This window comes from Treponema sp. R80B11-R83G3 (genome assembly GCF_054786115.1).
This window is the reverse complement of the sequence record NZ_BDHF01000512.1, coordinates 1-430: the sequence shown is the minus strand read 5'-3', so window position 1 is coordinate 430 and position 430 is coordinate 1. Positions and strand designations below refer to the sequence as shown.

The following is a 430-nucleotide window of genomic DNA, read 5'->3' as shown; positions in this document are numbered from 1 at the left end:
AATTATTTCTTTCTTTAAAACTCCGGGCAATATCAAGGACGGGAACGGCATCGCCCAATCCGATGAGCAGATCGATTTCACCGTCTTTCAATTCATAGCGCGGCTCTTTAAGATTTGTACTTATATAGAAGAAATAAAGCAAAGAGCCATCAAAAACTGCCATTCTATTTTCCACGTCAAGAAATGGCAGAGTGGAAACGCCGCCCTTGTCATACCCGTCGGCGAAATTGACCGCGTATATTCCGCTGAACACGGTTCCGCCGTCGCTTTTTTTAAGCGTAAGCCGATTACCGCCAACTTCCACTCCGTAGAGCAATTCCGCGCGGTTCGCATTTAACGCGATATGATACAAGCCTTTTTTGCCGTCTTTTTCATAAAGGCAAAAATCGCCGTTTTTCTGGAGTTTGTCATAAGAGTCAAGGCCTTGCAT

At 44.9% G+C, this 430-nt stretch carries 1 protein-coding gene; it reads right to left on the bottom strand.

Features of this window, described 5'->3' with window-relative positions; all coding sequences use genetic code 11:
• Nucleotides 1–430, bottom strand: a 430-nt coding sequence (locus ACYVRH_RS14720) for a hypothetical protein (protein ID WP_461257610.1), incomplete at both ends; no start/stop codon positions are given.